Genomic DNA, 25351 nt, shown 5'->3' with positions numbered 1-25351 from the left:
CCCGATCCCTCCGTCGCTGGCTTCAGCCGGTACGGCGCAGCAGCGCGACCGGCAGCGGGTTCAGCACGTCGGCAACGCGCAGCCGGCCGTTTGGCGCCGACAGCGTGCGGCCGGTCAGCGCATCGGTCCACCGGCTGGCGCCGGACTCGCCCACACACAGCAGCGTGTCGCCCCATGCCGCCGGCGCGATCGCTGGCCGATCCTGCACCAGTCGTGCCGCGAGCCGCGCGGTGATGGCGATGACGCGCTCGTCGCCGTGGCGCCGCTCGAACGCCAGCAGATGCGAGGACGCCGGGCCTTCGCCATGCAAGTGCCGGTAGCCGCCATCGCGGAACAGCGCCGGCTGCTGCTGACGCGCCGCCAGCAGCGCGCGCACCAGTTGCACCTTGATGCGGCCGTCGCGCCATTGCTCGAGCCAGCTCTCCCACCCCGCGGTGCACGCCAGCGCCGCGCGCAGCCCGTCGTAATCGACCGGGCGACGGTTGTCGGGATCGACCAGGCTGAAGTCCCAGCCTTCGGTGCCCTGATAGCGGTCGGGCACGCCAGGCGCGGTCAGTTGCAGCAGCGTCTGCGCCAGGCTGTTCAGCGCGCCGGCCGGTGCGATGCGCTGCGCGAAGCGCGCCACGCCGCCGAGCAGATCGCTCTGCGCCATCGCCTGCAGCAGGCCCGCATAGGCCTGTTCGTAGGCTTCGTCCGGCCGGGTCCAGTGCCCGTGCCGTTTCGCCTCGCGCACCGCCTTGGTCTGCCAGGCGCCCACGCGCTCGAGCAGCGCCTGCACCGCGTCGTCGCCGGCATCGCGCTCGGCGGGCAACTGGGGCGGCCAGACGCCCACCAGCGTTTGATACAGCATCAGCCGGTCGGCGCCATCGGCAGCGGCGCGCTCGCCCGAGGCCGCCAGCCCGCCTGCAAGCCCGCCTCCAAGCTGCAATGCGCGCGCTTCCCACTCGCCCACGGCGGCCTGCCATTCCGGCGCCAGTTCGCTCAGCACCGCCAGCCGCATCCGCATGTCCTCGCCGCGCTTGTGATCGTGCGTGGCGGTGGCGAGCATCGCATGCGGCCAGACCTGCGCGCGTACCGCCATGCGCGCGTGGAAGCGATCCGGCGGCATCGCCAGCGTGGCCGGGTGGCTGCCGACCTCGTTGCGTGACAGCAGCCTTCCGTAGCGGTAGAACATCGTGTCCTCCGCGGCCTTGGCGGCCAGTGGCGGCATCAGCTGCTGTACTCGGGCGCGCGCCTCGCGCAGGCCGCGGCTGGCGTGCGGACCGCCGCACAGCCAGGCCAGCAGCCGATCGACGGTCGCGGTGTCGTCGGGTCGTACCGCGCGGCGGGCGAACTCGGCGGCGGTCTCCAGCCGCAGGCGGTCCTCGCGTGACCACGCATGTTCGCCCAGATAGGTGCGATAGACCTCCAGCGGTTCGAGCAGCGCGGCCAGCGCGCGGCGCCAGCTCGCGAGCGTCAGGTCGCGCGTGGCGGGCTCGGCGCGGGCACACGCATGCAGGCGGCGGCAAGCGCCTTCGAACTCGGTGACGAGGAAGCGCGACAGCAGATGGCGGCGCGCCTGGCGCACCTGTTCGCCATACTCCTGGCTGTCGCCGCTGACCTGCTGCCACAGCTTCGTCAGCGTTGCCTCGCCGGCGCCGTCGTGCAGCACCGCGCCGACCTCGTCCATGAAGTCGTAGCCGGTGGTGCCGTCGATCTGCCATTCGGTGCGCAGCGTTTCGTGCTCGGCCAGGATCTTCTCGATCACGATCCATGGCCGCGCGCCGCGCGCCGCCATCGCGGCATTCAGTTGCCCGCGCAGTTGCTGGCAATAGCCGCCGGGGTCTGCCAGACCATCGACATGATCGACGCGCACGCCGTCTATCAGGCCCTCGCGGGCCAGCCGCAGCACCAGCGCATGGACGTCGTCGAACACCTGCGGCTGCTCGACGCGCACGGCGACCAGTTCGCTGACCTCGAAGAAACGCCGCCAGTTCAGCTCGTCGGCGGCGGTGCGCCACCACGCGAGGCGGTAGTTCTGCTGCTCCAGCAGCGCATGCAGCCGTTCGAGGCCGCCGGGCGTTGCGGTATCGAAGCTGGCGCCGTCGCGGCCGGCATCGAACGATGCCGTCGACTCCTCGGACAGCGGCACCTCGTGTTCGCCGTACTGCAGCCAATGGCGCTGTCCGTCGCTGCGGATCGCTATCTCGCCCGCCTGCAGCGTTTCCCAATACGGGCGGCCCAGGATCGGCAGCAGCACCTTGCCATGCAGCTCGGGGTCGGGCGAATGCCAGTCGATATCGAAGTGCCCGGCATACGGGCTCTCCGCGCCGCGCGCCAGCACGTCGGCCCACCAGCGGTTGTGGGTCGAGCTGGCCGCCATATGGTTCGGCACGATGTCGATGATGACGCCGAGCCCTGCCGCCCGGGCGCGCCCGGCCAGCGCCAGAAAGCCCGCCTCGCCGCCCAGCTCGGGGTTGATGCGCTGGAAGTCGGTTACGTCGTAGCCGTGCGTCGAGCCCGGCTTGGCGGTGAAGATCGGCGACAGGTACAGATGGCTGACGCCCAGCGAGGCCAGATAGTCGACCTGACGCTCGGCGTCGGCGAAGGTAAAGCCGGCATGCAGCTGCAGGCGCGCGGTGGCGCGCGGCACGATGGTGTTGCCGCGTTCGGCGGCGTGATCGCCGGCGTGCGTGGCAGCCGGCGCGGCGCCCGGGTGAGACTCGTTGGTTGCGGCTGACGACATGGTGGCAAGCGCCCGGCGTTCAGCCGGTGGTGTCTGCGGACGGCGTCTGTCGTCCAGGTTGGAGATAGGCGATCGTGACGCCGGCAGACAGCGTGCCCGCTTCCAGCTGGCGGGCCGCGCCGGCCTCGCTCTCGGCCAGCAGCTCGCCTTGCGGCGCATCGCCGCAGGCCACCACCGCGTCGCCAAGATTGGTCCAGAGCGTCAGCCGCGCGCCGTCTCCCATGCGCCAGCTGGCGCGCACCGCCGCGTCGCCGAGCACGGCGACGCCTTCGCAGCGCGCGCCGGGCAGCCGGGGAAGCAGTTCCCGCCGGCGCAGCGTGATCAGCGTCTTGTAGTACTGCACGTAGTCGCCATCCGGTTCGAACTGCGGACGCGATGCCTCGAAGGTGGTCGGCGCGTTGGGGTCCGGGATGTTGTCCGCGCGGGCACCGTCGGCAAAGCCGGCCATCGAGCCGAATTCGCGCCGGCGACCTTCGCGGACCGCCTCGGCCAGCTCGGGCGGGTGGCTGGTGAAATAGAGAAAGGGCGTCTGCGTACCGCCTTCCTCGCCCATGAACACCATCGGGATCTGCGGACACAGCATCTGCAACGCGATCGCGGCGCGCAGCGGGCGCGGCCGAGCCAGCACCGTGATGCGCTCGCCGAAGGCGCGGTTGCCGATCTGGTCGTGGTTCTGCAGGAAGCTGATGAACGCGGTCGGCGGCAGATGCGCGCTGCGCTGTCCGCGATGGACCGGCTTGTCGCCGCCCGATTCCCGCGTGCGATGCGGCGATGCCTCGCCTTGATAGGCGAAGCCTTCGGCCAGCACGCGCGCCAGATGGTGGGTGGTGGGGCCGAGCGGCTGATGATCGCCGCGCGGCGCCGCATCCTGGTCGTAGGCGCGGCCGTAGTCGGGGCCGGGATGATTGCCGGAGTCGGCCCGGTGCGCGGCGTCGGCGCCCGCGCCGAATTCCGGTGCGACCACTGCGCCATAGTCCGCGTAATAGCCGTCGTATTCGCCGGTCAGCAGCACATGCAGCACGTGGTGGGCGTCGTCGTTCCACTGCGCGTCGTAGCCGCCGGCGAGCAGCTCCGCGTCGTTATGGTCGTTTTCCAGTACCAGATGGATCTGGCGGCCGGCGCAACGCTGTCGCAGCGTCGGGGCCAGTTCGGCCAGCCAACCCTCGTCCGCGATGGCATGCACGGCGTCGAGCCGCAGCCCGTCGAAGCGGAAGTCCTCCAGCCAGTAGCTGGCGTTCTCGGTGAAGAAGTCGCGCACCTCCTGGCGGCGGAAGTCGATCGCCGGCCCCCATGGCGTGCGCACATCCTCGCGGAAGAAGGCGCTGGCGTAGCGCGGCAGGTAGTTTCCCTCGGGCCCGAAGTGGTTATAGACCACGTCGAGCAGCACCATCATGCCCAGGCCGTGCGCCGCGTCGATCAGTGCCCGCAGCTGATCGGGCGTGCCATAGCTGGACTCGGGCGCAAACGGCAGCACGCCGTCGTAGCCCCAGTTGCGGCTGCCGGGAAACTCGGCCAGCGGCATCAGTTCGACCGCGGTAAAGCCCAGCGCGGCCAGCCGCGGCAGTTCGCGCGCGGCGCCGGCGTAGCCGCCGCACAGGCCGACGTGCATTTCGTAGATGATCGCTTCGTGCCAGGGTCGGCCCTGCCAGAAGGGGTGGCACCACTGGTAGGTGGCCGGGTTGACCACCACGCTGGCGCCGTGCACGTCGCCGGCCTGTGCCCGCGAGGCGGGGTCCGGCACGATGGTGCCGTCGGCGAGGCGGAACCAGTAGCGCGCGCCCTCGCAACACGCCGCCGTCGCCTCGAACCAGCCGTCGCCAGCCGGCGTCATCAGCACCGGGCCGGCATCGTGAATCTCGAGCCGGGGAATCTCTCCCTGCGCCTCCAGATCCGGGGCCCACAGCCGGAAGCAGGTGCGGCCATCGGCCAGTCGCAAGGGTCCGAAGCGCGGGTGGCGCGCCGGCGCGGCCTCGGACTCGCCGCCAAGCGGCGCGGGCGCCGGCGCGGTGCCCAACGTTTCCCAGCCGCGGCGCGGCTGGGCCGCGGCTGCCGCGGCGGCGGGGTTCGGCTCAACGCTCATGATGAATTCCGTATCGATGGAAAGCGGGCGGCGGGACCGGCCACGGGGCGAGGCCCGTGCACCTTGCCGTCCCGCCGGATTGCGGTATCTGGCAGCGCATCAGGCGGCCGCGGTCGGCAGCGCATCGCCGAATCCGCCGCTGCTGGCAGCCGGGCCAGCCTCCACGCTCACCGCGCGGCGGTCCACGCGTGCGCCGCGGCTGCGCCGCCGCGAAGAGGCCGCCTGGATCGCCAGTTCCGGCACGGGCTCCGGCGCCATGACCGACGCCATGACCGGAGCGATGGCCGGCGTGGAGCGCGGCGCGCGCTGCGGCTGTCGTTGCGCCTGTCGTTGCGGCTCGGGCGCGGCGTCCGCCTGCACCAGTTCGGCGGCACGCTCGGCAGCCCGCTGCATTGCCAGCGCCGACGCGAGCGCGGGCGACAGCGCGCTGTACAGCGACAGGTATTGCGCGGCCGGTTGGGTCCAGCAGAACGGCGCCTGCATGCCGGCGCGCTGCAGGACCTTCCAGGCACGCGGCCGCCGCAGCCATTGCAGCGCGCGTTCGATCGCCGCGCTCATGGCCTCGGCGGTTTCGCCGTCGAACAGGAAGCCGGTGGCGCCTGGCTGTGGGGTCGGGCCATGGCCGGCATCGCGCACGGTATCGACCAGGCCGCCGACGCGGGAGGCGACCGGCACCGTGCCGTAGCGCATCGCATAGACCGGCGTCAGACCGAAGGGCTCGAAGCGGCTGCCGTGCAGCAGCACGTCGGCGCCTGCATGCAGCAGGTGCGCGGTTTCCTCGCGATAGCCGATCGACACGCCCACGCGCTCGGGATAGCGCGCAGCCAGGGCCTCGAAGCCCCGTTCGATCGCGGCCTCGCCGCAGCCGAGCACGGCAAACTGCACGCTGTCGTCGGCCTGGAGTGCGCGCTCGATCGCGCTCAGCGCGACATCGGCCATCTTCTGGTGGGTCAGGCGGCTGCCCATCGCGACCAGGGGCGCGGCGGGATCGGCCGGCAGCCCGAAGCGGTTCTGCAGCGCCGCCTTGCAGGCCCGCTTGCCGGCCATTGAATTGGGCGTATAGCAGCGCGGCAGCAGATCGTCGCTGGCGGGATCCCAGTCGTCGGTATCGATGCCGTTCGGGATCGCGCCCAGCACATCGCGCCGCGCCTGCAGCAGCCCTTCCAGCCCGTGGCCGAACTGCGGCGTCAGCATCTCCTGCGCATAGTTGTGGCTGACGGTGGTGACGCGGTCGGCATAGCGGATGCCGGCCTTGAGGAAATTGAGCTTGCCCCAGAACTCGACGCCGTCCGCCGTCAGGCAGTCTTCCGGCAGGCCGAGCTGGCGCCCCAGGCACAGCGGGAAGATGCCCTGGAAGGCGAGGTTGTGGATCGTGACGATGCTGGGCGTATCGAGCCCGGCGGCGCGCATCAGCAGCGGCGTCAGCCCGGCATGCCAGTCGTGCGCGTGCACGGCAGCGGGCACCGGCAGCGGCGTGCGGCCCGCGGCGATCGCGGTGGCGGCATGCGCCAGCGCGGCGAAACGCTGCGGGTTGTCCGCGAAGTCCCGCCCGGTCGGATCGGTGTAGGGCGTACCGGCCCGGTCGTAGAACGAGGGGCAATCGAGCAGGGCGACCTGGACGTCGCTTCCCGGCAGGCGGCCATGCATCAGCCGCATCTGACTGTGTCCCGGCGGCAGCGCCAGCCCGGGCGCGCTGTCGGCAAGTTTCAGGGCGCCGAGGCTGCGTAGCCCCACGGCGCCGGCCAGGGCCTGCGGATAGCCCGGCAACAGGATCGTGACATCGAGGCCCCGCTGCTGCAGGGCGCGGGCCAGCCCGCTGACGACATCTCCCAAGCCGCCTGTCTTGGCCAAGGGCATGGCCTCGGCCGCCACGAATAGCACGTTCGTGTTCAAGTTGATCTCCGCCATTCTGAATGCGCTGGTAGTTGGGGCGGCGGCCGGGCTGCACCGCCGCTGTTGCGCTTCCTTCGCGGAGCGTTGCCGCAGCCCCGGCGCGTGAAGCGCTGGAGCCATGCGAATGGCATGCCAGCGTGGCGGGAGTTTGGCGAAGGCTTTGCGTTCAACGATTTGCGTAACCAGTTCGTAACCGTTGAAACAAGCGCTGCGTAAAGCCTCCGCCGGTTGATGTAAGAACTACATACCAGGCCCGCCCTTGTGGCGGGTCCCCGCCGTGCTCATCGCGGCGCGATGCAGCAGCGGCACCGGCACTGGTTTCACGCGCCAGATCCGCTCGCAGTACTCGCGAATCGCACGGTCGGACGAAAAACGGCCCGAGCGCGCGCACGACAGCACCGACATGCGCTGCCAGCGCGGCTGGTCGGTGAATGCCGTCGAGACGTCCTGCTGGCAATGCAGATAGGAGGCGAAGTCGGCCAGCAACATATAGGGGTCGTGCTCCAGCAGCCCACCGAAGATCGGCTGGAACACCGACGGATCGCCGCGCGAGAAAAAGCCCTGACCGATCAGGTCGATCACCGCGCGCAGTTCGGCATGGCTTTCGTAGCAGGCGGCCGGCCGGTAGCCGGCGGCCTTCAGCGCGTAGACTTCGGAGGCCGACAGGCCGAACGGGAAGAAGTGGTCCGGACCGATCGCGTCGCGCAACTCGATATTGGCGCCGTCCATGGTGCCGATCGTGATCGCGCCGTTCATCGCGAACTTCATGTTGCCGGTGCCCGAGGCCTCCTTGCCGGCCAGCGAGATCTGCTCGGACAGGTCGGCGGCCGGATAGATTTTCTGCCCATAGGTCACATTGAAGTTCGGCAGGAAGACCACCTTGAGCCGGTCGCGCACCTGCGGATCGCGGTTGATGACGTCGCCGACCGACGTGATCAGCCGGATCATCAGCTTGGCGTAGTGGTAGCCCGGCGCCGCCTTGCCGGCGAACAGGAAGGTGCGCGGCACGATGTCGGCGTTCGGATCGGACTTGATCCGGTGATACAGCGCGACGATATGCAGCACCGCCAGGTGCTGGCGCTTGTATTCGTGGATGCGCTTGACCATCACGTCGAACATCGATGACGGATCGACCACCACGCCGGTGGTCTCGCGCACCAGCCGCGCCAGGTCCTCCTTGTTCTCGCGGCGCGCCGTCTGCCATCGGTCGCGAAAGCCCGGGTCGTCGGCGTACGGCTCCAGTTCGCGCAGCTTCTCCAGGTCGCCGATCCAGCCGTCCCCGATCGCTTCGCAGACCAGCCGCGCCAGCCGCGGATTCGACAGTGCCAGCCAGCGGCGCGGCGTGACGCCGTTGGTAATGCTGGTGAACTTCTCGGGCCACATGGCGTAGAAGTCCTTCAGCACGTCCTCGCGCATCAGCCGCGAGTGCAGTTCGGCCACGCCGTTGATGGTATGGCTGCCGACGCAGGCCAGATGCGCCATCCGCACATGGCGCTCGCCGCGTTCGTCGATCAGCGACAGGCGCGACAGCTGCGACTCGTCGCCGAAGAAGCGGATGCGGACCTCGTGCAGAAAGCGCGCGTTGATCTCGTAGATGATTTCCAGATGGCGCGGCAGCGTGCGCTGAAAGAGCGGCAGCGGCCACATCTCGAGCGCCTCGGGAAGCAGCGTGTGGTTGGTATAGGCGAAGGCCTGCCGGGTGATCTCCCAGGCTTCATCCCAGGCGACGTTGTGTTCGTCGACCAGCAGCCGCATCAGTTCGGCGATGCCGATGGCCGGGTGCGTGTCGTTCAGCTGGACGGCGAACTTCTCGTGAAAGCGCGTGACCGGGATGCCGTGCGCGTCGAGCAGCCGCAGCATGTCCTGCAACGAACACGATACGAAGAAATACTGCTGCTCGAGCCGCAGTTCCTTGCCTTGCTCGGTCTCGTCATTCGGGTAGAGCACCTTGGTCAGGTTCTCGGACGTGACCTTCTTGCTCACCGCACCGAGATAGTCGCCCCGGTTGAACACACCGAAGTCGAAGGCCTCCGTGGCCTCCGCTCGCCATAGCCGCAATGTGTTGACCGTGTTGACCCGATAGCCAAGGATAGGCGAGTCGAACGGCACGCCGACCACCGTCTTGGCGGGCACCCAGCGCACCCGGTGGTGGCCCCGGTCGTCGGTGTAGTGCTCGGTCTGGCCGCCGAGCTTGACCTGCACGGCCCATTCGGAGCGCTGGATCTCCCACGGATTGCCGTGACGCAGCCAGGTATCGGTGCTTTCGACCTGCATGCCGTCGATGATCGACTGGTGAAAGATGCCGTACTCGTAGCGGATGCCGTAGCCGAGCGCCGGGATCTGCATGGTCGCCAGCGAATCGAGAAAGCAGGCTGCGAGCCGCCCCAGGCCGCCATTGCCGAGGCCGGGCTCCAGTTCCTGCGCCAGCAGCGTGTCGAGGTCCAGGCCCAGCTCCGCCATGGTTTCCTTGACCTCGTCGAAGATGCCCAGATTGACCAGGTTGTTGCCCAGGTGCGGGCCCAGCAGGAATTCGGCCGACAGATAGGCCACCGTGCGCGAGGGCTGACCCAGATACGTCTCGGCTGTGCTGATCCAGCGCTGCACGAGGCGGTCGCGGACGGTATGGGCGAGCGCCTGATAGAGATCGTTGGGACTTGCCAGGCCGGGCAGCTTGCCCTGTGTATAGAAAACATGATCGAGGAAGGCGCGACGGATGGTCACGCCCGACATCGCGGTGCGGGTGTCCTCGTGGCTGTCGGCGGGCATGGTCTCGGCTAGCTGCGCCCGGGCGGCTTGCGTCATGGCGGTCCTCCGGTTTGAAAACCGGATGGAGCTGCAAGAGACGTACCTTGCCCGGGGCAGGCGCGTTTCGTTTGAACGGTGGGGCAGGGCGCCGGGCGGTTGTTGCGAGCTTGTTGCCCATTATTGGTGAGTTTGTAGAAAACGGTTAGGACGGATCTGCTCCCCTCTGCAGCGAGCGGCAGAGGCAGAACACCGGCGGACCCCGGCCGCGATGTCGTCCCATTCCTACAAACGATTGCGCGCGCGGCCGGATGACGCGGGCGCCGCCCCGGACTACTGTCGGAATGCCATCCTGGACAACGGCGTGACGAACGGCGGGCGCGACAAGCGGCACGGCACGGCGCCGAACGGGAAGGGCGGAGACGGGAGCCACGATGCGCGCTTCGACGCCAGCCGCTGAGAGCGTGACAGCAGGGACGACGGCAGGAACCACGGAAGCGGCCGCGACAGCGGCGGCGAGGGAGGAATTGCCGCCCGGAGTCCGTTATGTCAACGACACCGGGCCAGGCATCACGCGGCGCCTGGTGCGCGGCCGCTTTGCCTACTTTGCGCCGGACGGCACGCGCATCCGCGATCGCGACACCATTGCCCGCATCGACGCGCTGGCGATTCCGCCGGCCTACCAGGACGTCTGGATCTGTCCGGATCCGCGCGGCCATATCCAGGCGACCGGCCGCGACGCCCGCGGCCGCAAGCAGTACCGCTACCACCCCGCCTGGATCGCGCTGCGCGACGAAAACAAGTACGACCGGCTGCTGGCGTTCGGCCGCGCGCTGCCGCGCTTGCGGCGGCGTGCCCGGCGCGACCTGCAGCGCAACGGCATGCCGCGCGAGAAGGTGCTGGCCGCCGTGCTGCTGCTGCTCGACGCCACGCTGGTGCGGGTCGGCAGCCGGCGCTACGCGCGCCAGAACCGTACTTATGGCCTGACCACGCTGCGGCGCCGCCACGTGCAGGTGCGCGGCAGCCGGCTGCGCTTCCTGTTTACCGGCAAGAGCGGCGTCGAGCACGACGTGACGCTGCAGGACCGCCAGCTGGCGCGGCTGGTGCGCAGCTGCGCCGATCTGCCTGGCCAGCATCTGTTCAAGTACCGCGACGAGGACGGCCAGATCCGCGAGGTCGGCTCGGACGACGTCAACGCGTATCTGCGCGAGCTGGCCGGCGAGGATTTCACCGCCAAGGACTTCCGCACCTGGGCCGGCAGCGTGCATGCGCTGGCCGAACTGCGCAAGGCGCCGGCGGCGGAGACCGAGGCTGCCCGCAAGCGCGCAGTGGCGGCCACCATCAAGATCGTGGCCCGGCGTCTGCGCAATACGGTGGCGGTATGCCGCCAGTGCTATGTCCACCCGACGGTGGTCGACGCCTATATGAACGAGCAGATGGCGGCCTGCGCGCAGTGCCGCCGCGCGGTCGCGGCCCTGAGCATGGATGAGACGCGGTTGCTGGCGCTGCTCGAAGCGCAGAGCGCGACGTCCGCCGCCCGCGGCTAGGGCGGCGCCCCAAAGACGTCTCAGGAAGGCTCAGGAAGGCTCGCTGTGCTCGAGCAGTTCGTCGATGGTGCGGATCAGCGCATCCGGGGCGCACGGCTTGCGGCAGTAGCGCACGTTCGGATTCGGCACCTCGGGCAGGGTCTGGATGCTGGTGAAAACGACAATCGGTGTACGACTTAGCGACGCATCGCCGAGCAGCAGGTGACACAGCAAGGCGCCGTCGCCGCGCGGCATCACCCAGTCGGTGACCACCACCGAGGGGTGCAGCCGCTGTGCCGCATCGAAGCCGGCCAGCCCATCCTCGGCCAACTCGACGGTAAAACCGGCGCGGCTCAGGGCACTGGCCATCGCGTGGGCCATGGCAGGATCGTCGTCGACGACGAGTACGGTTCGCACGGTAGGACCTTGTATTGGCAGATCGCAATCGTTTCGACCTTGCCATGCAAGCGGCGCGCCAGGGGCACGTTGGCCGCCGTGGCCCTCTGTGTGCGGTATGCCGGCGCGATGCGCGCGGCATGACGGCATCGCGCGGCGACGTGGTTCCGCGCCTCAGCCCCTGGGCGCGCGACCCGTCCGCAGCGCGTCGATGCGCCGCTGCACGCCCGGCTGGCTGAACAACGCCTGCACGTCGAAGCGCAGCCTGCGCTGCCAGTTCGGATGACCGCTGGTGGTGCCGGGCAGATTGGGCTGTTCGACATCGGCCAGCAGATCTTCGACCGGCACCAGCCGCAGCGGCGTGCGCGCGCGCGACAGCCAGGCCAGGATCGTCGCGACCGGGGCGCGATCGGGGTCCGGCGCCTCGCCCCTGGCCACCCCCGCCTCGCACAGCGCCTGCCACAGCGCCTGCCGGTCGCGGGCGCGCTCCGAGCGGGCGGCGGCCTCGGTCACGTCGGGGCCGAGCTGGCCCAGACGTGCGCGCCAGGTGATGTCCTGCCCGGCCCACCAGCCGGCGATGGTCGGCAGGTCGTGCGTGGTCGAGGTCGCGACCGCATTGGGCGGCCATTGCTCCGGCGGCACGAAGGCGGCGGTGGCGTCCGGCTCTGCCGCGGCGGTGTCTTGCGCCGGCTCGGGTACCGTGTTGCTGGCCGCACGGCCTGCCGCACCGCTGCCCGCGTTGCTGTTCATGGCCCCGGTTTCTTCGTTGGCCGAGCGTGCGCCGGATTTCCCTCCGGATTTGCCGCCCGCCGCTCCCGTGGCCTCGTCCTTGCCTTCGCCCTGGCGCTGCGTCCGCTCGAACCACAGCACATCGATGCCGAGCATGCCGCGTTCGGCCAGCGTGGCGTTGAAGGTGTCCGGCACCGTGCCGAGGTTCTCGCCGATGATGATCGCGCGATGGCGCCACGATTCGAGCGCAATCAAGCGCAGCAGGTCGTCCATCGGGTAGCGCAGATAGGCACCAGCGTCCGGCGGCGCGCCTTCGGGCACCAGCCAGACCCGCGCCAGACCGAGCGCATGGTCGATGCGCAGCCCGCCGACATGCGCGAGGTTTGCGCGCAGCATCTCGATAAACGCCGAGTAGCCATGCCGGCGCAGGCCACGCGGCGAAAACACCGTGATGCCCCAGCTCTGGCCTTGCGCGTTGTACACGTCGGGCGGGGCGCCGGCCGAAAATCCGTGCAGCATCTCGTTCTGCCGGGTCCAGGCATGGCTGCCGGTCGGATCGGTGCCAACCGCGAGGTCGCCGATCAGCCCGATCGCCATGCCGGCATCGCGGGCGCTGCGCTGCGCGGCGCGCAGCCCGTCCTCGGCCAGCCATTGCAGGAACACGTGGTAGCCGATCTCGTCGGGGAAGGCGCTGGCGAAGGCGGACAGCGCCGCGTCCTGCGGCGAGCGATGCGTGACCGGCCAGCGCCGCCAGTCCGCGGCCACCTGGATCTCGGCGCGGGTGCCGGCCTGGGCCAGGTGCTGTGCCTGCAGGGCCTCGAAGGCGGCGTGCGCGAGCAGCGGCGTGCCGCCCTCGGTGCGGAAGGTGGCCAGATCGTCGGCGGCGTCCGCCGGCAGCAGCTGGTCCCGGTGGTCCCACAGCCAGCGCGTCAGCTTCAGACGTGCCTGCGCGACCGCCGGCCAGTCGATCTCGGCCCTGGACTCGAGCGTCTGCAAGGTGCCGCCGAGCTGCAGCGCCGAGATGGCGCGCGCCACCGCGGCGTGGCCGAACACCGGGGCGGGGTCGGCATAGAGCACGTTCAGGAACAGCCGGCTCGACGGCGAGTACGGGCTGTAGCGATCGGGAAAGGCGGCGAAGCCGGCGTGCAGCGGGCTGATCGCCAACGCGTCGGCGCCTTCGCGCGCGGCCGCCTCGGCGAACATCGCCAGCGCGCTCAGATCGCCCATGCCGGCCGGCGCGCCGCGACGCAGACCATAGACCTGCACCGACGCGCCCCAGGGCTTGCGCCTGGCGCGCTCCTGCTCGGAAAGCCCGATCGCGCGCAGAGCGTCCTGCACGCCGAAGCAGCGGGGCGGCGCGACCGCCACCGTCACCTGGACGTCGCCCAGCAGCAGCCGATGGTAGCCATAGCTCTGCACCGCCGGCACGACCAGCGCGCTGTGCGCATCGCGCCGCGCCACGCCGGTCTGCACGCTGCCGTCTTCCAGTTCGAGCCGGAACGGCTGCTCCTGCCGGGTATGCGCGAGCGGCACGCGGATCGGCTTGCCCTGGTCCGCGGTCAGCACCGGCGCCAGCGCGGTGGCGGCGTCGTCGGCGAGCATCCGCGCCCGCGACGCCTCGCACTGGCCGATGGTCTTGCAGGGCAGGTCGAGCCGCTCGAGCACGGCGCGCAGCGAATCTTCGGGGACCACGCGATCGCGCCCCTGGGCATCCTGCCAATGCACCAGCAGGCCGGCGCGCTCGGCGAGCAGGTGCAGCGAGGCCAGCGCGGCATCGGGGTTGGCTTGGCGCGGCATGATGAGACTCCTTTGTGGCTGGCTGGTCGGGATGAAGGACGATGGCGGACGGTGCCTGACGATGGCCGACGAACGAGGCTGCCCGCTACGATGGCCCCGACGGCGCCAGCGTGGCGGCCAGCAGTACCGCGGAGTGGGGCGCCACCGGCTGGGTCGGATGATCGAGCGGCGCCTCCGGCAATTCCGGCCGGGCGCTGTCGAACAGCCGCGACCAGATCAGCGCCGGCGGCGGCAGCCGGTATTCGACCGGCTCGGTGCCGGCGTTCAGCAGCAGCACCGTCACGTGGACCTGCCCGTCGGCGTCGCGCGTGGCGCGCCGGAGGGCGAGCGTCCGCTCTTCCGGATTGGACCACTGTTCGGGCGTCAGCGGTTGGCCGTCGACGCCGAACCAGCCGATATCGTGAAGGCCGGGGGCGAATTCGTGACGACCGTGGAGGAACTGGCGCTCCGCATAGGCCGGCAGCCGCGAGCGCAGGCCCAGCAGCCGGCGCACGCATTCGACCATCCCGCGCCCTGTCGGCGTCTGCGCGTCGTCCCAGTTCAGCCAGGACAACTCGTTGTCCTGGCAGTAGGCGTTGTTGTTGCCTTGTTGCGAACGCAGCCATTCGTCGCCGGCGGTCAGCATCGGCGTGCCCTGCGACAGCAGCAGCGTGGCCATCATCGCGCGCGCGACCCGGTTGCGGGTGGCGAGGATCTCGGGGTCCTCGGTCGGACCTTCCACCGTGCCGTCCGGGCTCCAGTTCGCGCTGGCGTTGTCGTCGGTGCCGTCGCGGTTGTCCTCGCCGTTGGCCTCGTTGTGCTTGGCGGCATAGCTGACCAGGTCGGCCAGCGTGAAGCCGTCGTGCGCGGTGACGAAGTTGATCGAGGCCCAGGGCTTGCGATGGCGCCGGTCGAACAGATCGGCCGAACCGGTCAGCCGCGCTGCCAGATCGCCCCGTTGGCCGGGGTCGCCGCGCCAGTAGCGCCGCACGGTGTCGCGGAACTTGTCGTTCCATTCGGCAAATCCGGGCGGATGGTTGCCGACCTGATAGCCGCCGGGGCCCAGGTCCCACGGCTCCGAAATCAGCTTGACGCGCGACAGCACCGGGTCCTGCAGCACCGCGTCGAAGAAGCCGGCGCCCGGATCGAAGCCGTTGCCTTCGCGGCCCAGCGTGCTGCCAAGGTCGAAGCGGAAGCCGTCGACGTGATAGCACTGGACCCAGTAGCGCAGCGAATCGAGCACCATCTGCAGCACGCGCGGATGCGACAGGTTCAGCGTGTTGCCGCAGCCGGTGTCGTTGATGTAATGGCGCTCGTCGCCCGGCACCAGCCGGTAGTAGCTGGCGTTGTCCAGCCCTCGCCACGACAGTGTCGGGCCAAGCTCGTTGCCCTCGCAGGTGTGGTTGTAGACGACGTCCAGAATCACCTCGATGCCGGCCGCGTGCAGCCGGCGGATCGCGACCTTGACCTCGTTGAGCTCGCCGCCGCTCAGATAGGCCGGCTCGGGCGCGTAGTAGCTCAGCGTGCTGTAGCCCCAGTAGTTGCGCAGCCCGCGCTGGACCAGAAAGCGGTCCTGCAGGAAGGCGTGGATCGGCAGCAACTCGATGGTGGTCACGCCGAGGTGATGCAGATGGTCGACGAAGCGCGGATCGCACAGCGCGGCGAAGGTGCCGCGTTGATGCGGCAGCAGATCGTCGCGCCGCATGGAGAGCCCGCGCAGATGCGCCTCGTAGATGACCGTGCGCTCCCACGGTACCGCCGGCGGGCGGTCGTCGCCCCAATGGAAGCTCTCGTCGACGACGATGGCCTTCGGCATCATCGGCGCGCTGTCGCGCCGGTCGGGCGTCAGGTCGGCGCGCGGACTCTGCAGCCGGTAGCCGAACAGCGCATCGGCCCAGCGCAGCGGGCCGGTCAGCTTGCGCGCATAGGGGTCCAGCAGCAGCTTGGCGGGATTGAAGCGATGGCCGTGATGCGGTTCGTAGGGACCGTGCACGCGATAGCCGTACACGGTGCCGAGCGCGGCGTGCGGCAGATAGCCGTGCCAGACCTCGTCGGTGCATTCCGGCATCGGCAGCCGCGCCAGTTCCTTGCGCCCGTTGCGCGAGAACAGGCATAGCTCGACTCTGGTGGCGTTGGCCGAGAACACCGCGAAGTTGATTCCGAGGCCGTCCCAATGCGCGCCGAGCGGGTAGGGTTTGCCGGGAAGGAGCGTGCTGGCGATCGGGGAACGCGACAAGCAGGACCCTCCTAGTCGGGCAGATGGCGCAGCAGCAGCATCGCCAGCGGCGGCAGCGTCAGCGACAGCGAGGCGGGCAGCCCGTGCGACGGCATGCCTTCCGCGAACAGCTCGCCGCCGTTGCCGACGTTGCTGCCGCCGTAGCAGGCGGCATCGGTATTGATGATCTCCTGCCAGCGCCCGGCATGCGGCACGCCGAGCCGGTAGCCCGGCCGCGGCAACGGCGTCATGTTGACCACCACCAGCACCGCATCGTCGCTGTCCGGCGCGGCGCGGCGCAGGTAAGCGAACACGCTGTTATGGCTGTCGTCGCCGATCACCCAGCTGAAGCCTCCGGGATGATGGTCGCAGGCGTGCAGCGCGGGCAGCTCGCGATAGGCGCGGTTCAGATCCCGCACCAGCATCTGCATGCCGCGGTGGTTGGGGTGGTCGAGCAGCGCCCAGTCCAGCTCGCTCTCGTGATTCCATTCGAGCCACTGCGCCAGCTCGCCGCCCATGAACAGCAGCTTCTTGCCCGGGTGGGTCCACATGAAGCCGAAGTACGCGCGCAGGTTCGCCAGCTTCTGCCAGTGGTCGCCCGGCGCCTTGTTGATCAACGAGCCCTTGCCGTGCACCACCTCGTCGTGCGACAGCGGCAGCACGAACGCTTCGGACCACGCGTAGACCATGCCGAACGTCATGTCCTGGTGATGCCAGGCGCGGTGCACCGGATCGTGCGACAGGTAGCGCAGCGTGTCGTGCATCCACCCCATGTTCCACTTGAAGGTGAAGCCCAGCCCGCCGCTGTCGACCGGGGCGGTCACGCCCGGCCAGGCGGTCGATTCCTCGGCGATCGTCATCGCGCCGTGGCAGCGCTCGCGCACCACCGTGTTCAGCTCGCGGAGGAAGGACACCGCCTCCAGGTTCTCGCGCCCGCCGAAGCGGTTCGGCACCCACTGGCCGGCCTTGCGGCTGTAATCGCGATACAGCATCGAGGCGACCGCGTCGACGCGCAGCCCGTCGATATGGAACTCGCGCAACCAGTGCAGCGCGCTGGCCAGCAGGAAGCCGCGCACCTCGTTGCGGCCGAGGTTGTAGATCAGCGTGTTCCAGTCCTGGTGGAAGCCTTCGCGCGGGTCCTGGTGCTCGTACAGCGCGGTGCCGTCGAATTCGGCGAGGCCGTGCGGATCGGTCGGGAAGTGCGCCGGCACCCAGTCGAGGATCACGCCGATGCCGGCCTCGTGGCAGCGGTCGACGAAGGCGGCGAAGGCCTGCGGCGGCCCGAAGCGCGCGGTGGGCGCGAACAGCGACAGCGGCTGATAGCCCCAGGAGCCGCCGAAGGGATGCTCGGTGATCGGCAGCAGCTCGATATGGGTAAAGCCCAGGTCGCGCACATAGGGAATCAGGCGCTCGGCCAGGATTTCCCAGCCGCGGGAGGGATCGTTGACTTCGCGAAGCCAGGAGCCGGCATGGACTTCGTAGATCGACATCGGCGTCGAGTACGGATCCTGGCTGGCGCGGCGGCTCATCCAGGCCTGGTCGGTCCAGCCGAACGGCGGCGCCGACACGCCGGCCTGCGTGACGACTGAGGCGGTGCCCGGCGGCAGTTCGGTCGCGAGCGCCAGCGGATCGGCCTTGTCGGGCAGCGGATGGCCGTGCGCGTCGCTCAGATCGAATTTGTAGCGGCTGCCCGGCTGCACGCCGAGGTTCGCCGGCACGAACAGCTCCCAGACGCCGACGCCGTAGCGCAGCCGCATCGGATGGCGCGCCGGATGCCAGCCGTTGAAGTCGCCGATCACCGAGACCCGGCTGGCATTGGGCGCCCACACCGCGAAGCGCACGCCCTCGATGCCGTCGACCGTCATCCATTGCGCGCCCAGGCAGCGGCCCAGTTCGAAATGCCGGCCCTCGCCGATCAGGTGCAGGTCAAGCTCGCCGAGCAGCAAGTCGAAGGAGTAGGGGTCGGCGCTCAGCTGGCGGGTGCCGTCGCCCCAGGTGATATCGAGCCGGTAGTCGCGCCGGCCCAGCTTGTCCGGCAGCGTGCCGGCGAAGATGCCGCCGGCGTGGATGCACTGCATCGGTCCGATCGTGTTGCCGAGGTTGTCGGTCAGTGCGACCGACTGCGCGCCGGGCAGGCAGGCGCGCACCACCATGCGGTCGCCCTCGCGGTGCGGGCCGAGCAGCGAAAACGGATCCGCATGCCGCGCGCCCAGCAGGGCGTCGTATTGTGCGGCGGTGTGCTCGGATTGCCCGTGCTGGCCCCGCGTCGACGCGGGGCCGGAGAAAGTCGTAGTGGCCATGATTGCGTCTCAGACGTGAGGGGCGGGGGGCGGCGACGCCGGCGGCGCCGCGGCCGTGCCGGCGGGCGTGCCCGTCAGCGTGCGGATCAGCCGCGCCAGCCCGTGGACCGGCAGATCGATCCAGGCGACCCGGTTGTCGGCTTCGTATTTGACTTCGTAGGCGGCGCGCTCGAGCAGGAACAGGTCGAGCAGCGGCTGCACCTGGCCGGCGCCGACCCACGGGTGCAGGGCGGTGTCGGCGACCTCGCGATAGCCGCCAAGGAAGGCGTCGGCGGCAGTCTGGCGGAAGCGCTCGAGCAAGCCTTCGCGCCGCTCTGCCTGCGCCGGCGGCAGCGCGGAATGGGTGCGCTCGCTGCGGTCGGTGCCGACCGTGGCCGCCGCATAGTCGAACGAGCGCAGGATGCCGGCCACGTCGCGCAGCGGCGAGGTCTTGCGGCGCCGATACGACAGCGGCAGGCCCGGTTCGCCCTCGAAGTCGATGATGTAGGTGTCGTTCTGCGCGATCAGCACCTGGCCCAGATGCAGATCGCCGTGAATGCGCGTCTGCAGGCTGCCGGGCGCCGCGGCGGCGAGCGAGGCGACCAGCTCCGGCAGGCGTTCGCGGCTGTCGAGCACGGTCTGCGCGTCCGCGCGGAAGCGCTCGCCGATCGCCCCTTGCGGCGGCTGTCCGGCACCGGCGGAGAGCAGTTGCAGCGCGGTGTTCAGCGCCGCCATCGCGTCGTCGGTCCATTCGCGCACCTGCGCCTCGCCGGCCGGCACCGGCGTGAAGGCCTCGTCGTCGGACGGGCGGGCCAGCACCGCGTGCAGCTCCGCCAGCCGCCGGCCCAGCGTGGCGGCCATGGCGGCGAAGCCTCGCATCGCCTCGGTGAATTCGTCGTCGCCGTTTTCCAGCGGCAGCGCGTCATCGATGGCGCGGCCGATGTAGTCGAGCGTCCAGTTCCAGCCGTCGCCCTGGTTCAGGATGTAGCCCTGCAGCAGCATCAGCGTATGAGGCGTGCCATCGGCGCCGGTGCGTACCACCTCGCCCAGCAGCGCCGCCGCGTTGGCATAGCCCTGCTCGGTCAGGTAGCGCGTCATCTCGGCCTCCGGATGGATGCCGCCGGAGACGCGCCGCACCAGCTTGAGCACCGCGGAGTTGTTGAACGACAGCGAGCTGTTGGACTGCTCGGCCGACATCCACTGGATCGGGTCGCTTTCGAGCGGCAGGTCCGCCAGACCTGGCGCGCCGCGGAAGTGGACTTCCCCGCGCGGCGTGGCCATGTGCGCGCCGGCGCGCAGCGCGGTGACGACCTCGCGTGCGAAGCGCTCGACCACGAAGCCGTCGGTGGCCAGGCCGACCCGGCTGCCGCGGCGCACGCGCGCCATCGCCAGCCCGTGGGCCAGTTGCGGCACGCTCGCCCCGGGCGCGTCGTGGTCCCACAGCACGCTGACCGGCAGCTGGTAGCACTCCTTGCGTCCCTGCAACGCGACTTCGACCTCGGACAGGTAGAGCGCCTCGCCCGGCACGGCGGCGCCGAACGGAACGGCATAGGAAATCGTGACGCCCTGGATCTTCTCGCTCTTGGCGCCGAACCAGCGCCGCCGGCTGATGTAGTCCGGCAGCACCTCGTTGGACAGAATGCGACGCGACGCTTCGGTCAGGTCGGCTTGCGTGGTGTTTTGCATGATCAGCGTGATCAGCTCGGGCATCTGCTGCGGAGCGTCGACGTGCCAGGACGGCGGCTGCGCCTCGGTGGATAGCACGAACCAGTAAAAGCCATAGGGCGGCAGCGTCAGTAGATAGGTCAACTGGCCGATTGCCGGGAACGGCGTGGCGCCGAGCATCTCGACCGGCACTCGGCCCTCGAACTCGGACAGATCGAGTTCGACTGCCTGCGGCGCGCGCGACAGATTGGCTACGCAAAGAATGTGCTCGCCCTCGTATTCGCGCAGATAGGCGAGGATCTTCCGGTTGCCCGGGAACAGGAAACGGAAGCTGCCGCGGCCGAAAGCGCGGTGCTGCCGCCGCAGCGCCAGCATGCGCCGCATCCAGTTGAGCAGCGAATGGGTGTCGCGCGACTGCGCCTCGACATTGACCGCCTCGTAGCCGTACAGCGGGCCCTGCAGCGGCGGCAGCACCAGCCGTTCCGGATCGGCATGCGAGAAGCCGCCGTTGCGGTCCGGCGACCACTGCATCGGCGTGCGCACGCCGTCGCGGTCGCCCAGATGGATGTTGTCGCCCATGCCGATTTCGTCGCCGTAGTAGATCACCGGCGTGCCCGGCATCGAGAACAGCAGGCTGTTCATCAGCTCGATGCGGCGGCGGTCGCGTTCCATCAGCGGCGCCAGCCGGCGGCGGATGCCCAGATTGATGCGCGCGCGGCGGTCCGAGGCATAGACCTCCCACAGATAGTCGCGCTCGCTGCTGGTCACCATCTCCAGCGTCAGTTCGTCGTGATTGCGCAGGAAGATCGCCCACTGGCAGTTCGGCGGAATCTCCGGCGTCTGCCGGATGATGTCGGTGATCGGGAAGCGATCCTCCCGTGCGATCGCCATGTACATGCGCGGCATCAGCGGGAAGTGGAACGCCATATGGCATTCGTCGCCGTGCGCGGGCCGCTCGCCGGTGGCCGGCGCGCCGCCGAAGTACTGCTGCGCGTCCTCGGGCCACATATTGGCCTCGGCCAGCAGCAGCCGGCCCTGGTAATGGTCGTCCAGATGCTTGCGGATCTGGCGGATCACCGCATGGGTCTCGGGCAGGTTCTCGTTGCTGGTGCCCTCGCGCTCGACCAGATAGGGCACCGCATCGAGCCGCAGGCCGTCGATGCCCATATCGAGCCAGAACCGCATCACCGACAGCACGTCGCGCAGCACCAGCGGATTGTCGAAGTTCAGATCCGGCTGGTGCGAATAGAAGCGGTGCCAGAAATACGCCCCGGCCACCGGGTCCCAGCTCCAGTTCGACTTCTCGGTGTCGCAGAAGATGATGCGCGTGCCGCTGTAGGCCTGATCGGTGTCGGACCAGACGTAGTAGTTGCGCGCGGCCGAGCCCCGCTTGGCATGGCGGGCGCGCTGGAACCAGGGATGCTGATCCGAGGTGTGGTTGATCACCAGCTCGGTGATCACGCGCAGTCCGCGCGCATGGGCGGCCGCGATGAAGCGGCGCGCGTCCGCCAGCGTGCCGTATTCGGGATGGACGTTGCGATAGTCGGCGATGTCGTAGCCGTCGTCGCGGCGCGGCGACGGATAGAACGGCAGCAGCCAGATCGTGTCGACGCCCAGGCTGACCAGGTAGTCGAGCTTGGCCAGCAGGCCGGCGAAATCGCCGACGCCGTCGCCATTGGCGTCGTAGAACGACTTGATGTGCAGCTGATAGATGACCGCGTCCTTGTACCAGAGCGGATCGGCGTTGAGCAGCGCGGTGCTGCCGCGTTCGGACAGGCGCTTCATGCAGACTCCTCGCGCCGTGGCTTGACGTGCCAGAGGGCGAACGGCAGGGCATGCGGATCGAGCCGGATGCGTTGATGTTTGCCTTGCCACACGAAACGATGGCCGTGCATCAGATCCTCGGCAGCCAGTGCGCCGTGGTCGGGCAGGCCCCATTCCCACAGCGGCAGTTCGATATCGGCCTCGCGCACCGCGCGCGGGTCCAGGTTGATCGCGACCAGCAGCACGTCGTCGCCGAAGCCGGCGTCCGCATCGTGCGAGGTCGGCACGTAGCGCGCGAAGTACAGCACGGCATCGTCGCTGGCGTGCAGGAAGCGCAGGCCGAGGTGGTTCTGCAGCGCCGGGTGGCTGGCGCGGATCTGGTTCAGCCGCGTGATCTCGGCAACGATATTGCCCGGCCGGTTCCAGTCCCAGGCACGCAGCTGGTACTTCTCCGAATCCAGATACTCCTCCTTGGTCACGCCGTTGACCACCAGCGGCGTGCCCTCGCACAGTTCGAAGCCGTTGTACATGCCCCAAAGCCCGGACAGCAGCGTGGCGAGCGCGGCGCGGATCAGGAAGCCCGGCCGTCCCGAGTCGTGCAGGAAATAGGGGTTGATGTCCGGCGTGTTGACGAAGAAGTGCGGGCGGAAGAATTCGCGCAGCGGCGTGCGCGTCAGCTCCGTCATGTACTCGATCAGCTCGCGCTTGTGGTTGCGCCAGGTGAAGTAGGTGTACGACTGGCTGAAGCCGAGCTTGGCCAGCCGCGCCATCATCTTGGGCCGGGTGAACGCCTCGGCCAGGAAGATGGTGTCGGGATGACGTTCCCGCACGTTGGCGATCATCCACTCCCAGAACGGGAGCGGCTTGGTGTGCGGATTGTCGACGCGGAAGATGCGCACGCCCTCGCTGACCCAGAACATCACCACGTCGCGCAGCGCGATCCACAGCGCCGGCGCGGCGGCGCCCTTGGCGTAGAAATCGACGTTGACGATGTCCTCGTATTTCTTCGGTGGGTTCTCCGCGTAGCGCAGCGAGCCGTCGGGCCGGTGCGCGAACCACTCCGGATGCTCGCGCAGCCACGGATGGTCGGGTGAGCACTGGATGGCAAAGTCCAGCGCCAGTTCGAGCCCGGCCGCGGCGCTGGCCGCACGCAGCCGGCGGAAGTCCTCGAGCGTGCCAAGCTGCGGATGGATCGCGTCGTGGCCGCCCTCCGGCGAGCCGATCGCGTAGGGGCTGCCGGGATCGTCGGGCGCCGCCCGCAGGCTGTTGTTGCGGCCCTTGCGGTTGGTCTTGCCGATCGGATGGATCGGCGGGAAATACAGCACGTCGAAGCCCATTGCACGGATGGCCGGCAGGCGGGCGATCACGTCGTCGAAGGTGCCGTGACGCTCGGCGTCGTTGCTTTGCGAGCGCGGAAACAGCTCGTACCAGCTGGCAAAGCGCGCCGCCAGCCGATCGGCCTCGACCGGCATCGCGACCGGATGACGCGTGGAGAAATGGCGCGGATCGGCGGCCTGCATCAGCGTGCGGGTCTGCGGCGACAGCAGGATTTCCAGCCGGCGCAGATCGTCCCCGGCGGCCGCCTCCAGTTCGGCGACGACTTCGCGCAGGGCGCGCGATGCCTCGCGCTCGCCGGTGCGGCCGTGCCGCAGCGTATTGGCGACCAGGCGCGCGCCTTCCTCGATTTCCAGCGTCACGTCGACGCCGGCCTGCTTCTTCTTGGTGACCTCGTCGCACCAGGTGGCGAAGGCATCGTGCCAGGCCTCGACGGTGAATTCGTGCCGGCCCAGCGCGGTCAGCGCGAAGCTGCCGACCCAGCGGTCGTTGACGGTCGGCGCCATCGGCGCCTCGTGCCAGCTTTCCTCGCCGGGACCGCGCCACAACACCACGGCGGCGAGCTTGTCGTGGCCGTCCATCCAGATGTCGGCGCTGACCTCGACGCGCTCTCCGGTCACGCGGCGCACCGCGAAGCGGCCGTTGTCGCAGGCCGGCGCGACGTTCTCGATGGCGATGCGCGGCCCCTGCACGGCCGCGGCGGCGCTGCGCTCCAGCGCGGCGCGCACCGATGCCCCGAAGCGCTTGCCCTCGCGCCGGGCCGGCTCGGCCAGCGCCGCCGATGGCGCGGCATGAAACAGCTGCACGCCGGCCGGCGCCAGCGTGATGTTGTCCAGCGCATCGAGCAGCGTGCCGGGCTCGACGCCGCCGCCGGGGCCGCCATCGGCCGCCAGCAGCGTGCCGGCGCCATGGGGCAGGGCGCTGAGGATGCGATCGGCGCCGAGCGTGGCCGGCTGCTGCGCATCGGGATTGATGACGATGGCCAGAGGCAGCGGCGCCCCCGAGGCGGGCATCGGCAGCCGGGCCAGTGCGATCAGCGCGCCATCGGCGCCGCTCAGCTGGCGTACCGCCAGCGCCGGGGCCGGCCCGCGCGCGGCGATCCAGGCGTTGGCGTGAATCAGTTCGTGCGACAGGTCGTAGGTGAGCGAGGGATCGCCATCGTCATCGCTACCGCCCTGCCGATTGCTTCGATTGCCTGGGTTGCCCCGATTGCCTTGATCGCCCGGTGGGTCCTCGTCGCAATCGCCGCCGCCGCATTCGAAGCCCGCCGGCACCAGGATGCCGTCGCCGAGCGCCGCGGCGGTCCACAGGGCGCGCCGCGCCGCCAGCGCGTCCAGGCCGCGGGCCTGCATCGCCGGCGCCGCCAGGACCGCACCGAAGGGGCGCAACCGCGCGATTTCCTCGGTCAGCCACGGGCTGCGGTAATCCCACCACGGCAGCGAACAGAAGGCGCCGTCGAAGCCGGCGCCGGCCAGGTCGGCCAGCTGTCCGGGGCTGGTGCCGGGTGTCCAGGCCAGCATCAGCGGCGGGCGGCGGGCGCCGGTGGCGGCCTGGCCGGCCGCGCCCCCGCCTTTCAGCGCCGCGATCAGCTTGCTCCAGTGCCGCCCCGCCACGCGTGCCGGCGCGCGGCACACATAGCCGGCGATATCGAGTTCTGCCAGGCCCTGCAGCCGTTCGGTCCACCACGACACCAGCGCCGCGGCGACGCCGTCGTCGTGCCAGCGCAGGCGCGCGCCAGACAGATGATTGTCGGTGTCGCGCGGATCGGGCATCGCGCCGTCGTGCCGCCAGCCCGGATCGATCGGCGCGGCGCCGTCGGGATAGCGGTCCAGCGCCAGCTCCAGCAGGCAGGCCAGCCCTTGGGCGCGGCAGTGGGCGGCCATCGCGGCCAGGGTGTCGGGCGGGGTATGCAGCGGCGATGCGCCGGCCAGCAGCACATGATCGAAGCCGAGCGCCTTGGCGCGGGCCAGGACGCCGAGGGTGCCGTCGTTGGCCTGGTGGACAGAATTCGGATCGATCTGGCAGATGCGCACGGATTGGCTCGTCGGAAGCGAAGGACAGTCCGGGCACTGATGCGAAGCGCGTGCCAATATACCGCCGCGTCGGACATCCACCGACGCGCTGGCAGAGGCGCCCTTGCCGGGCAAGGCATGGCGCGCGATAGCGGCGTGGACGCCGCTTGCCGAAATGACACGCACCGAAATGTGGCCTGTAAAAACTACAGTG

General features: G+C 69.8%; 12 protein-coding genes. 2 read left to right on the top strand and 10 right to left on the bottom strand.

The features are described from left to right. Positions 1–22 precede the first annotated feature (22 nt). The 4 genes from treY to HTY53_RS04080 all read right to left on the bottom strand — a co-directional run bounded on the left by treY (position 23) and on the right by HTY53_RS04080 (position 9500). Entirely contained in the window at positions 23–2635 is a 2613-nt protein-coding gene (gene treY / locus HTY53_RS04095) for a malto-oligosyltrehalose synthase (protein ID WP_174105331.1), read from the bottom strand. Positions 2636–2744: 109 nt separating this feature from the next. Next, complete coding sequence (locus HTY53_RS04090) at positions 2745–4805, bottom strand: alpha-amylase family glycosyl hydrolase (RefSeq protein WP_174105182.1); 2061 nt, start codon at positions 4803–4805, stop codon at positions 2745–2747. Positions 4806–4904: 99 nt separating this feature from the next. Continuing rightward, a complete protein-coding gene (gene glgA, locus HTY53_RS04085) occupies positions 4905–6698 on the bottom strand; it encodes a glycogen synthase GlgA (protein ID WP_254599800.1) in 1794 nt (597 codons plus the stop codon). A 240-nt stretch (positions 6699–6938) separates the two neighbouring features. Next, on the bottom strand, positions 6939–9500 hold the full coding sequence (locus tag HTY53_RS04080; protein WP_238509442.1) for a glycogen/starch/alpha-glucan phosphorylase: 2562 nt from the start codon (positions 9498–9500) through the stop codon (positions 6939–6941). 211 nt (positions 9501–9711) lie between these two features. On the opposite strand from HTY53_RS04080, the gene HTY53_RS04075 reads away from it, so the two are divergent. Continuing rightward, the gene (locus tag HTY53_RS04075) at positions 9712–9900 is read left to right on the top strand and encodes a hypothetical protein (protein ID WP_174105181.1); all 189 of its coding nucleotides are present in this window, start codon (positions 9712–9714) and stop codon (positions 9898–9900) included. 67 nt (positions 9901–9967) lie between these two features. Continuing rightward, positions 9968–10987 (top strand): DNA topoisomerase IB, encoded by a 1020-nt coding sequence (locus tag HTY53_RS04070; RefSeq protein WP_174105180.1) that lies wholly within the window; start codon positions 9968–9970, stop codon positions 10985–10987. Between the two features lie 30 nt (positions 10988–11017). On the opposite strand, the gene HTY53_RS24885 is transcribed toward HTY53_RS04070, so the two are convergent. From HTY53_RS24885 to HTY53_RS04040, 6 genes are all read right to left on the bottom strand, one after another. Continuing rightward, the gene (locus tag HTY53_RS24885; RefSeq protein ID WP_174105179.1) at positions 11018–11383 is read right to left on the bottom strand and encodes a response regulator transcription factor; all 366 of its coding nucleotides are present in this window, start codon (positions 11381–11383) and stop codon (positions 11018–11020) included. 153 nt (positions 11384–11536) lie between these two features. After that, entirely contained in the window at positions 11537–13888 is a 2352-nt protein-coding gene (gene malQ / locus HTY53_RS04060; RefSeq protein WP_254599799.1) for a 4-alpha-glucanotransferase, read from the bottom strand. Between the two features lie 85 nt (positions 13889–13973). Further along, complete coding sequence (gene glgX / locus HTY53_RS04055) at positions 13974–16103, bottom strand: glycogen debranching protein GlgX (RefSeq protein WP_174105178.1); 2130 nt, start codon at positions 16101–16103, stop codon at positions 13974–13976. An 11-nt stretch (positions 16104–16114) separates the two neighbouring features. Continuing rightward, positions 16115–18382, bottom strand: a complete 2268-nt coding sequence (gene glgB / locus HTY53_RS04050; RefSeq protein ID WP_254599798.1) for a 1,4-alpha-glucan branching protein GlgB — start codon at positions 18380–18382, stop codon at positions 16115–16117. A 9-nt stretch (positions 18383–18391) separates the two neighbouring features. After that, positions 18392–21811: a maltose alpha-D-glucosyltransferase gene (treS, locus tag HTY53_RS04045; protein WP_174105177.1), complete on the bottom strand. Its 3420-nt coding sequence runs from the start codon at positions 21809–21811 to the stop codon at positions 18392–18394. Next, complete coding sequence (locus HTY53_RS04040) at positions 21808–25158, bottom strand: alpha-1,4-glucan--maltose-1-phosphate maltosyltransferase (protein WP_438820925.1); 3351 nt, start codon at positions 25156–25158, stop codon at positions 21808–21810. The genes treS and HTY53_RS04040 overlap by 4 nt, the downstream gene beginning before the upstream one ends. Between the last annotated feature and the right edge of the window lie 193 nt (positions 25159–25351).

Origin of the sequence: Cupriavidus gilardii, from assembly GCF_013314895.1 — a bacterium.
Lineage (GTDB): Bacteria > Pseudomonadota > Gammaproteobacteria > Burkholderiales > Burkholderiaceae > Cupriavidus > Cupriavidus gilardii_C.
Note: the sequence above shows the minus strand (reverse complement) of the source record. Positions and strands in the feature narration are given on the sequence as shown.